Annotated in this window: 9 protein-coding genes; 4 read left to right on the top strand and 5 right to left on the bottom strand. The window is 74.9% G+C overall.

Translation table 11 applies throughout. The features are described from left to right. Positions 1-232 precede the first annotated feature (232 nt). Both ACZ56B_RS12565 and ACZ56B_RS12570 read left to right on the top strand, forming a co-directional pair. Positions 233-1,096, top strand: coding sequence for a helix-turn-helix domain-containing protein (locus tag ACZ56B_RS12565; protein WP_468789086.1), 864 nt, complete (start codon positions 233-235; stop codon positions 1,094-1,096). Positions 1,097-1,197: 101 nt separating this feature from the next. Then, positions 1,198-2,013 carry an SAM-dependent methyltransferase gene (locus ACZ56B_RS12570; protein WP_468789088.1) on the top strand — a complete coding sequence of 272 codons (816 nt, stop codon included), beginning with the start codon at positions 1,198-1,200 and terminating at the stop codon, positions 2,011-2,013. Positions 2,014-2,070: 57 nt separating this feature from the next. On the opposite strand, the gene dnaK is transcribed toward ACZ56B_RS12570, so the two are convergent. The 5 genes from dnaK to ACZ56B_RS12595 all read right to left on the bottom strand — a co-directional run bounded on the left by dnaK (position 2,071) and on the right by ACZ56B_RS12595 (position 8,153). Next, the gene (dnaK, locus tag ACZ56B_RS12575; RefSeq protein WP_468789090.1) at positions 2,071-3,945 is read right to left on the bottom strand and encodes a molecular chaperone DnaK; all 1,875 of its coding nucleotides are present in this window, start codon (positions 3,943-3,945) and stop codon (positions 2,071-2,073) included. 94 nt (positions 3,946-4,039) lie between these two features. After that, complete coding sequence (locus ACZ56B_RS12580; protein WP_468789092.1) at positions 4,040-4,810, bottom strand: glycerophosphodiester phosphodiesterase family protein; 771 nt, start codon at positions 4,808-4,810, stop codon at positions 4,040-4,042. Positions 4,811-4,881: 71 nt separating this feature from the next. Then, complete coding sequence (locus ACZ56B_RS12585) at positions 4,882-5,310, bottom strand: OsmC family peroxiredoxin (protein ID WP_468789093.1); 429 nt, start codon at positions 5,308-5,310, stop codon at positions 4,882-4,884. A gap of 204 nt (positions 5,311-5,514) precedes the next feature. Then, positions 5,515-7,599, bottom strand: a complete 2,085-nt coding sequence (locus ACZ56B_RS12590; protein ID WP_468789094.1) for a phage holin family protein — start codon at positions 7,597-7,599, stop codon at positions 5,515-5,517. A gap of 143 nt (positions 7,600-7,742) precedes the next feature. Beyond that, on the bottom strand, positions 7,743-8,153 hold the full coding sequence (locus ACZ56B_RS12595) for a hypothetical protein (RefSeq protein WP_468789095.1): 411 nt from the start codon (positions 8,151-8,153) through the stop codon (positions 7,743-7,745). 82 nt (positions 8,154-8,235) lie between these two features. Between ACZ56B_RS12595 and ACZ56B_RS12600 the strand changes: the two genes are divergently transcribed. Together ACZ56B_RS12600 and ACZ56B_RS12605 are read left to right on the top strand one after the other, a co-directional pair. Further along, positions 8,236-9,009, top strand: coding sequence for an MBL fold metallo-hydrolase (locus ACZ56B_RS12600; RefSeq protein ID WP_468789097.1), 774 nt, complete (start codon positions 8,236-8,238; stop codon positions 9,007-9,009). A 38-nt stretch (positions 9,010-9,047) separates the two neighbouring features. Beyond that, positions 9,048-9,680, top strand: coding sequence for a DedA family protein (locus ACZ56B_RS12605; RefSeq protein ID WP_468789107.1), 633 nt, complete (start codon positions 9,048-9,050; stop codon positions 9,678-9,680). Positions 9,681-9,939: the final 259 nt, after the last annotated feature.

The following is a 9,939-nucleotide window of genomic DNA, read 5'->3' on the forward strand; positions in this document are numbered from 1 at the left end:
GGGTTGGGGGGGCGGTGTATGTGGGGTTTTTGGAGGAGGGGGGCCCGCCCCCACACCCCGGTGCCCCCACCCTCGCCCCGGGAACCGGGCCCGGTCGATTACCCGCGGGGTCATGCGGGGCGGTCCCGGGCCCGCCCCCGCCGGACCGGGACCGCCCCGCACGGGGGGTCGAGGGGAACCGGGGGACGTGGCAGACTGCCCGGAGGGCGGGGCACGTCGGGGAGGCGTGGCGTTGAGTGAGCGGCGGGCCGCACCCACCGTGGGCCAGGTGGTGCTGGGAAGGCGGCTGCGGGAGTTGCGGGAGGCCGCGGGCCTCGGACGCGAGGAGGCCGCCCGGGTCCTGCGCGTGGCACCCGCGACCGTCCGGCGGATGGAGACCGCCGAGGTCGCGCTGAAGGTCCCGTACGTCCAGGTCCTGCTGGCCGCGTACGGGGTGCCCGGGAGCGAGGCGGAGGCGTTCGTCGAGCTCGTGGAGGAGGCGAACCGGCCGGGCTGGTGGCAGCGGTACCACGACGTGCTGCCGGAGTGGTTCAGCCTGTACGTGAGCCTGGAGGGGGCGGCCCGGATCATCCGCTCCTACGAGCCGCACTTCGTCCCGGGACTGCTGCAGACCGAGGAGTACGCGCGGGCCGTCCTGGACGCCGGGACGATCGGGACCGCCGGACCCGCGGCGGTCGAACGGCACGTGGCGCTGCGCATGGAGCGCCAGCGGCTCCTGGAGCGCGAGGACCCGCCCCACCTCTGGGTGGTCGTGGAGGAGACGGCGCTGCGGCGCCCGGTGAGCGCCGACGGCCGGGTGATGCGCGACCAGCTCGACAAGCTCCTGGAGTGGTCCGCGCGGGACCGGATCACGCTCCAGGTCGCCGAGTTCGCCGACGGGCCGCATCCGGGCACCCACGTGCCGTTCTCGCTGTTCCGGTTCGCCGAGCCGGAGCTGCCGGACATGGTGTTCACCGAGTACCTGACCGGCGCCCTGTACCTGGACTCCCGCGAGGAGGTCTCGGCGCACCTGGAGGTCCTGGACCACATGACGGCGCGGGCCGCCCCGGCCCGGCGCACGGAGGAACTGCTGCGGCGGTGGCGGGAGAGCCACTGAGCGGGGTGCCGCCGCGGGGCAACCCGGGCGCCGGGCACGGCGTCCTCCCCTGCGCACCATCGAGTACGGCGAGCCTTCGACCCCCGAGGAGAAGACGGCGCATGACCGGATCCGACGCCGCGCGCACCCCTGTCGACACCGGCCGGCCGCACCCGGCCCGCGTCTACGACTGGTGGCTCGGCGGCAAGGACAACTACCCGGTGGACGAGGAGCTGGCGCGGAGGATCCTCGCGGCGGACGACACGGCGGTGCGCGGGGCGCGCGCCAACCGCCGGTTCATGCACCGGGCCGTGCGGACCGTCGCCGAGGCGGGAGTGCGCCAGTTCCTGGACATCGGCACCGGCATCCCCACGGAGCCCAATCTGCACCAGGTGGCGCAGGGCGTCGCACCCGAGTCGCGGGTGGTGTACGCGGACAACGACCCGATCGTGCTGCGGCACGCCGAGGCGCTGCTGCACGGCACCGCCGAGGGCGCCACGGAGTACGTGCACGCCGACGTCCGGGACGTGGACACGGTGCTGCGCCGGGCCGGCGAGTCGCTGGACCTGGGCCGGCCCGTGGCGCTGTCGCTGGTCGCGCTGACCCACTACCTGGACGACGACCCCGGAGGCGACGACGTGTACGGCCTGCTGGGGCGGTACGTCGCCGCGCTCGCGCCGGGCAGCCACCTGATCCTGTCCCAGGTCACCCCGGACCTGAACCCGGCGGCCGTCGAGCGGGCGGCGGAACTCTTCCGGAGCGGCGGCACGCCCTTCCACCCGCGCTCGCTGGCGGAGTTCTCCCGCTTCTTCGCCGGGCTGGAGCTGCTGGGCCCGGGGGTGATCCCGGTGCACGGCTGGCGTCCGGAGGCGGAGGACGTGGCGGCCCAGGCGGAGGGGATCGTGCCGGTCTACGCGGGCGTCGCCCGCAAGCCGTGACCCGGCTGGCGCGCCCGGTCCGCCCCCGGACGCGCCCGCGCGGAGGGCGGCCGCCCGTCAGGCCGTGCCGCTGCGGTGCTCCCCGGAGTCCTTGTCGTCGTCGACGATCTCCGCGTCGACGACGCCCTCCTCCTCCTGCGGCGAGGTGTGCTGTTCGGCGCCCTCCGTGGGGGTCTGCCGGTTCCGCTCGTACATCGCCTGGCCCATCTTCTGGCTGACCGCGGCGAGCTTCTCGACGCCGGCGCGCAGGTCGGCCGTCTCGGGGGACTGCTGCTCCAGGAGCCGCTTCAGCTCCGAGACCGCCGACTCGACCTCGGACCTGGTGTCGCCGGGGACCACCGCCTCGTTCTCCCGCAGGAACTTCTCGGTCTGGTAGACGAGCTGTTCGGCCTGGTTGCGGGTCTCGGCGGCCTCGCGGCGCCTGCGGTCCTCCTCGGCGTGCTGCTCGGCCTCGCGCATCATGCGGTCGATGTCGTCCTTGGGCAGCGCCGAGCCGCCGGTGACGGTCATCTTCTGCTCGCGGCCGGTGGCGAGGTCCTTGGCGGAGACGTGCATGATCCCGTTGGCGTCGATGTCGAAGGCCACCTCGATCTGCGGCACGCCGCGCGGGGCGGGCGGCAGGCCGGTGAGGTCGAAGACGCCGAGCTTCTTGTTGTAGGCGGCGATCTCGCGTTCGCCCTGGTAGACCTGGATGCCGACCGAGGGCTGGTTGTCGGTGGCGGTGGTGAAGATCTCCGAACGCCGGGTGGGGATGGTCGTGTTGCGTTCGATCAGCTTGGTCATGATGCCGCCCTTGGTCTCGATGCCGAGGGACAGCGGGGTGACGTCGAGCAGCAGGACGTCCTTCACGTCGCCGCGCAGGACGCCCGCCTGCAGGGCCGCGCCGAGGGCGACGACCTCGTCGGGGTTGACGCCCTTGTGCGGGTCCTTGCCGGTGAGGTCGCGGACCAGGTCGGTGACGGCGGGCATCCGGGTGGAGCCGCCGACGAGGATGACGTGGTCGACGGCGGAGAGCTCCACGCCCGCGTCCTTGACGGCCTGGTGGAAGGGTTTCCTGCAGCGCTCCAGCAGGTCCTCGGTGAGCTCCTGGAACTGGGCGCGGGTGAGCTTCTCGTCGAGGTGCAGGGGGCCCTCGGCGGAGGCCGTGATGTAGGGGAGGTTGATCGTGGTCTCCGACGAGGAGGACAGTTCGATCTTGGCCTTCTCGGCGGCCTCCCGCAGCCGCTGCACCGCCATCCTGTCCTGCAGCAGGTCGACGCCGTGCCCGCCCTTGAAGCGCTTGGCGAGGTACTCGACGAGGCGCTGGTCCCAGTCGTCGCCGCCGAGGCGGGTGTCGCCGTTGGTGGCCTTCACCTCGATGACGCCCTCGCCCATCTCCAGCAGCGACACGTCGAAGGTGCCGCCGCCCAGGTCGAAGACGAGGACGGTCTGGTCGTTCTCCTTGTCCAGGCCGTAGGCCAGGGCGGCGGCCGTGGGCTCGTTGATGATCCTGAGGACCTTCAGGCCGGCGACCTCCCCGGCCTCCTTGGTGGCCTGCCGCTGGGCGTCGTCGAAGTACGCCGGCACGGTGATCACCGCGTCGGTGACGTCCTCGCCGAGGTAGGACTCCGCGTCCCGCTTCAGTTTCTGCAGGACCCGGGCGGACAGTTCCTGCGCCCGGTAGCGGGTGCCGTCCACCGAACCCTGCTCCGGGAAGCGCCAGTGCGGGTCGCCCATGTGGCGCTTGACCGAGCGGGCGGTGCGGTCGACGTTCGTCACCGCCTGCCGCTTGGCGACCTCGCCGACCAGCACCTCGCCGTTCTTGGCGAAGGCCACGACCGAGGGGGTGGTCCGCGCGCCCTCCGCGTTGGCGATCACGGTGGGCTCACCGCCCTCCAGCACGGCCACCACCGAGTTCGTGGTTCCCAGATCGATTCCGACCGCACGTCCCATCGCTGTCCCCTTCCGCCGTTCCGCCGGGGGCGCTCTTCCGACTTCCAGCACAAAACTTGAGCGGGCCGTTGTCAATAGGTTGAGTGGGTGCTTGTCAACCGGTCGGGCGGCGGAAGCGGCGGGCGCGGTCGGGCCCGGCGGGAGGGGCGGCGCGCAGTTCCACGGCGCGCCGCGGGCGGTCGGTGACCAGCACGTCCACCCGCGGGTCGGTGAGGAAGCCGCGCAGCGCCGCGTCCTGGTTGACCGTCCACACCATGGTGAACAGCCCGCTCCGGGCCGCCTCGCGGAGGACCGTGGCGCGGGCCAGGCGGTGGTGCACGGCGACCCCGCGGGCCCCGCAGGCGCGGACGCGGCGCATCGGCAGCAGTTCGCTCAGCCGGGTCGGCACCAGCCGGCCGCGGCCGACCTCCCTGCCGTCCCGGCCCAGGGACAGCGCGGTGCGCACCCGGGGGAAGGCGCGGCTGATGACCGCCAGGGAGCGGTCCTCCAGGCTGGTGGCCACGAAGCCGTCCTCGCCGAGCAGGGCCCTCGCGCGGTCGATCAGCTCCCGCTCGTGACCGGCCTCCTTCAGGTCCAGGTGCCCGACGAGCTTCCCGGCCACCGTCGCCATCACGTCCTCCACGGCGGGCACGGCGTACCCGGCGCGCGCGTTCAGCTCGGCGTGGGTGAGCGTGGACAGCAGGGGCCCGGTGCCGCGCACCCGGGCGTCGTGGTGGACCACGAAGACGCCGTCCGCGGTGCGCCGGACGTCGAACTCGGCGTACTCGGCGCCGGAGGCGAGCGCGTCCTCGTACGCCTCCCGGGTGGCCGGGGCGGCGCGTTCGGAGCCTCCTCGGTGGGCGGAGACGGCGGGGCGGGGCGGCATGGCGGTCGGCTCCCGGCGGGGGACGTGCCGCGGGCCGCCCGGAGGGGGCGGCCCGCGGCGGCTCGACGGGGTCAGGCGAGCTTCGCCGTCAGGGTGATCTCCGTGCCCTTCAGGGCCTGGCTGACCGGGCAGTTGACCTTGGCGTCCTCGGCCGCGGCCCGGAAGGCCGCCTCGTCCGCGCCGGGGACGGTGCCCTCGACGGTGAGGTGGATGCCGGTGATGCCCTCACCGGGCACGAAGGTGACGTCGGCGGAGGTCGTCAGGCGGGTCGGCGGGGTGCCGGCCTTGTCCAGGATGTTGGAGAAGGCCATCGAGAAGCAGCTGGAGTGCGCGGCGGCGATCAGCTCCTCCGGGCTGGTCTTGCCGTTGGCGTCCTCGGCGCGCGACGCCCAGGTGACCGGCTGCTCAGCGATGCTGCCGGAGGAGTCGAAGGCGACGACCCCGCTGCCCTTGAACAGACTGCCTTCCCAAACGGTGTGTGCGGAGCGCGTGGTTGCCATGACGCATCCTTTCGAAAATGTCCGGCTCGATGTCCGGCCGTGCTCGGTCCGGGAACCCGGCCACCGGGTTCCCGGCTCTATCCGATCACACTCCGGCCCGGCTCACCCGGAAGACGGTTCCTCTCGCGGTGAACGCCGGCCGCGCCCCGCGGGACCGGGGACGCGGGCCCGGGCCGGATCCCCGGTGCCCGGGGCCGCCGGAGGTCAGGCCGCACGCTGCCGGCGCGGCTCCCCCGGGCGCCGTCCCGTGTCCCGCGACTCCTCCAGCCAGCGCCGCAGCACGCGGTGCACCTGCTCGGCGCCGGCGAGTTCCGCTCCGTCGGCGACCGGCGGGGACAGCGTGCGGGGGGACAGCAGGAAGGGGCGGGACTGGGCACCGCCGAGACCGCCGTGGGAGCCGATCTGCTCCTCGAAGGCGAGGACCTCGCCGTCGGCCGGGTCGTAGAAGGAGTTGACCATGATGTCGGCGGTGTGCGGGAACGTGTGGGTGCGGCGCACGACGTCCGCGGCGCCGGGGCCGAAGACCGCCAGGGGGCCCGGGTCGTCGTCCAGCTCCGCCAGCGGGACCTCCGCCCCGTGCGCGCCGAGCACGACCCCGCCGTGGGCCTCGCTGCGCACCAGCAGGAAACCGATGCCGGGGTGGTTGGCGAGGGTCGGCAGCAGCGCGGGGTGGCGGGCGTCGATCTCCTCCTTGGTCATCCGGTGCAGCACGTCCGGGAAGGAGATCAGGCCGAGGTTGCCGGAGGCAAGCACGACGGGCTCCGAGCCGCGGGGGGGCCGGTAGTGCTCGGCCCCCTCCTCGACCGGCCGGCGCAGGGCCGCCCGGACGGCCGCGCGGGCCTCCGCGCCGCTGCGGGTGCGGCGGGCCCGGCGCGACACGGGCAGTCCGCAGCCGGCCCGCACCAGGTCGCCGAGGGTGAGGCCGTAGCGGGAGCGGAAGGTCTCGCCGGGGCTCTGCCCGTGGTCGGACAGGACGACGATCCGGTACGGGCGCGGGGCGTGCTCGGCGACGTTCTCGATCAGGGCGAGGGCGCGGTCGAGGCGCTGGAGGACCTTCTCGGCGTCCCGGCTCGCCGGCCCCGAGTGGTGGGCGACCTCGTCGTAGGCGACCAGGTCGGCGTAGACGGCGGTGCGGCCGGCGAGCAGGTCGCCCGTCACGGCGGCGACGACGACGTCCCGTTCGACGACCGTGGCGAAGGCCCGGACGAACGGGTACAGCCCGCCGCGGGAGACGCGCGGGCGCTGCTTCCTGAACCGGGCCCGGGTGGACTGGCCGATCTCCCGGCCGACCTCGGCGGCGAAGGACAGGGCGGTGCGCACCGCGTTGGCGGGGTCGGAGAAGTACGCGAAGTAGCCCGCGCGGGAGCGGGAGCCGGAGCCGCGGCGGCGGGTGGCGATGGACAGCACCAGGGCCTGCTCGCCCGCGCCGCCGCCGAAGAGGTTGCCGCGGCTGGCGCCGTCCTCGGCGAGCAGCCCGGCGTGACCGGAGTACTCGATGGCGCGGGCCTGGAGCTCGGCGGCGCTGGTGGGCCGGTTGCAGACCATCACCTCGCGGCGGGACTTCTCGTACCAGCGGAAGGCGGGCACGTCGTGGTTGCTGCCGTGCAGGATGCCGAGCTGGCTGGCGCCGGTCTGGCTGGACCAGTCGGTGCGCCAGGGGATGAGCCGGTGGGTGGGCGGGGCCTCGCCGCCGGTGCCGAGCCAGCGGGCGACGGTGGGCATCAGGCCCTTGCCGACGGCGTCCAGCAGGACGTCGTGGCCGACGCCGTCGAGCTGCAGGAAGACGGTGCCGGGGGTGTCCGGGCAGGGCGGGCCGGCGCCGCGCCGGCGGTCGGCCAGGCGGTAGAGGCGGCGGCGGTAGGCGTCGTCGTCGCGCACCGCGAGGGCGCCGCCGGTGGCGGAGGCGACGGCGGACATCACGGCGGCCACCACGACCGCGGTCTGAGGGGCGGCGGCACCGCGTTCGACGGGGTTCAGGTACAGGGCCAGCCACAGCAGCGCGCCGTTGAGGAAGAACACCAGCAGGCCGAGGACGAGCGCCGGCACGAGCAGCAGCAGCCGCACCAGCAGCGGCCAGACGAGGGCGGACAGCAGGCCGAAGGCACCGGCGCCGAGGGCGGCGGTGACCGCGATGTCGGTGGCGCTGTCGCCGTCGGCCGAGCGCAGCCGGAAGTCCGGCAGGATGCCGGCGAGCAGCAGCATGGTGAGCGTGGAGACCGCCCACACGGTGACGCTCCGCCCGATCTGACTGGCGACCCGTCGCCAACGCCCGCCACCCACGCCCAGCACACCTCACGTCCCGGCCCCAGGGCCTTTCGTCCGGTTCGGGCCGGGTCCGGCCCGGTCGGAGGACCCCGGCCCGTCCCACCCTGTCACAACGTCCGGAGGGGGCGTTCCGTCCCCGGCCGCACGGCCACCCGGCCGCCCGCGGCTCAGCGGCCGTCGTAGCCGGCGGTCGGCATGGACAGCCGGCGGTGCACCCGGGCCTTCATCGCCGCGTCGTACGACGGTTCGGCGTGGCCCACCGTCTCCACCCGCACCCCGCGCCGCGCGCACTGGGCGGCGAACTCCTCGACGCAGGACAGGGCCCGCTCCAGGACCCGCCGGCTGGGCGCCACGAACACGTCGGCGCCGGGCCGTACGCCCTCCCACAGGGCGGCGTGGTCGGGGCGCAGTCCCCGCGCGAGCAGCTCCCGGGTCACCACGTAGCCGCGCTCGGCGGCCCAGCGGGCGCACACGGCGTGCTGACCGCGGGCGTCCACCAGGAAGGGATCGGTCTCCAGCTCCTCCAGCGGCGTCAGGCTCGCGATCGCCGTCACGCCGACCGGCCGGTCCGGCTCCATGGCGCCCCCTCACCTCCGGTCGTCGTCGCCGACCCTACTCCTGCGCGTAGGCTTCGGGGAGGCGCGCGAAGGAGGCTGGGGAGTGCCGGTGGAGGTCACCTGGTGGGGTCACGCCACGTGCACGGTCGAGGACTCGGACACCCGCGTGCTCACCGACCCCCTGTTCGCCCGCCGGCTCGCGCACCTGCGGCGCCGGCGCGGTGCGGTGCCCCCGGCCGAGGCCCGGCGCGCGGACGTGGCCCTCGTCTCCCACCTGCACGCCGACCATCTGCACGTCCCCTCGCTCGCGCTGCTCGCCCCGGGCACGCGCCTGCTCGTGCCCCGGGGCGCACCACGCGCCGTACCGGGGCTGCGCCGGCTCACGCACCTCGACGTGAGCGAGGTGGCGCCCGGCGACGTGACGACGGTCGGCTCCCTGACCGTGCGGGCCGTTCCCGCGCGGCACGACGGGCGGCGGCTGCCGTACGGGCCGCACCGCTCCCCCGCCCTCGGTTACGTCCTGGAGGGCGAGGCCCGGACCTACTTCGCCGGGGACACCGGGCTGTTCGACACGATGGCCAAGGAGGTCGGTCCGGTCGACGTGGCGCTGCTCCCGGTGGGCGGCTGGGGACCGTACCTGGGCGCGGGGCACCTGGACGCGGGCCGGGCGGCCGAGGCGCTGGCCCTGCTGGGGGCGCGCAGTGCGGTACCGGTGCACTACGGCACGTACTGGCCGATCGGGATGGACGCCGTGCGCCCGCACGAGTTCCACGCGCCGGGCGACGAGTTCGTGCGGCTGGCCGCCGTGCGGGCGCCCGGGGCGGCGGTGCACCGGCTCGGGCACGGCGAGAGCGTGCGCCCGGAGGCCGCGTGGTGATCCCGTCCGCCGCCCTGGGCCAGGCCCTGGGCGCGTCCCTGTTCGCGCCGGCCGCGCTGGCGGCCGTCCCGGTGACCGTGGTGCCGGAGTCCACCCAGCAGGCGGTCGGGTACCCGTCGCTGTTCCTGCTGGTGCTGATCGGGGCGCTGGTGCCGGTGGTGCCCACGGGGGCGCTGGTCAGCTCGGCGGCCGTGGTGGCCCTCCACCGGGCGGCGCCGTTCTCGCTGGCGCTGGTGTTCGTGACGGCGTCGCTGGCGGCGTTCCTCGGGGACCTGGCGCTGTACTGGCTGGGACGGCGCGGGATGGGGTCGCGCAACGGCTCCCGCTGGCTGGAGGCGATCCGGGCGCGCGCTCCGGAGGACCGGCTGGCGCGGGCGCAGGCGAAGCTCGCCGACCACGGGGTCGCGGTGCTGGTGCTGTCCCGGCTGATGCCGGCCGGGCGCCTGCCGGTGATGCTGGCCTGCCTGGTCGCGAAGTGGCCGGTGCGCCGCTTCGTCCGCGGCAACCTGCCGGCCTGCCTGGCCTGGGCGGTGACGTACCAGCTGATCGGGATACTGGGCGGCTCGCTGTTCCGGGAGCCGTGGGAGGGCGTGGTCGCGGCGATCGCGCTGACCGTGCTGATCAGCGCGGCGCCGGGGGCGTGGCGGCGGCTGCGGGGGGCGGCGCGGTAGCGCGCCGCCGTCCGGCGGGCCCCGGGGCCCATCGTCCGGCTCGGGCCGGACCCCGCGGGCCCGAGCCGATCCGGACGAAGGGCCCCGGAAGATCGGTGAAGATCTTCTAGAAGACTCATGAAGATCTTGGTGGGGGGGGGGGGGGGGGGGGGGGGGGGAAACCCCCCCCCCCCCCCCACGGGGGGGGGGGGGGGTTTCTCGCTCTGCTCCAAAAGGGGGGGGAAAAGCGGCCTGAGGTTTCTCCCCCCCCTCCTCCCAA

It is taken from the genome of Streptomyces sp. NPDC034670 (genome assembly GCF_055574875.1).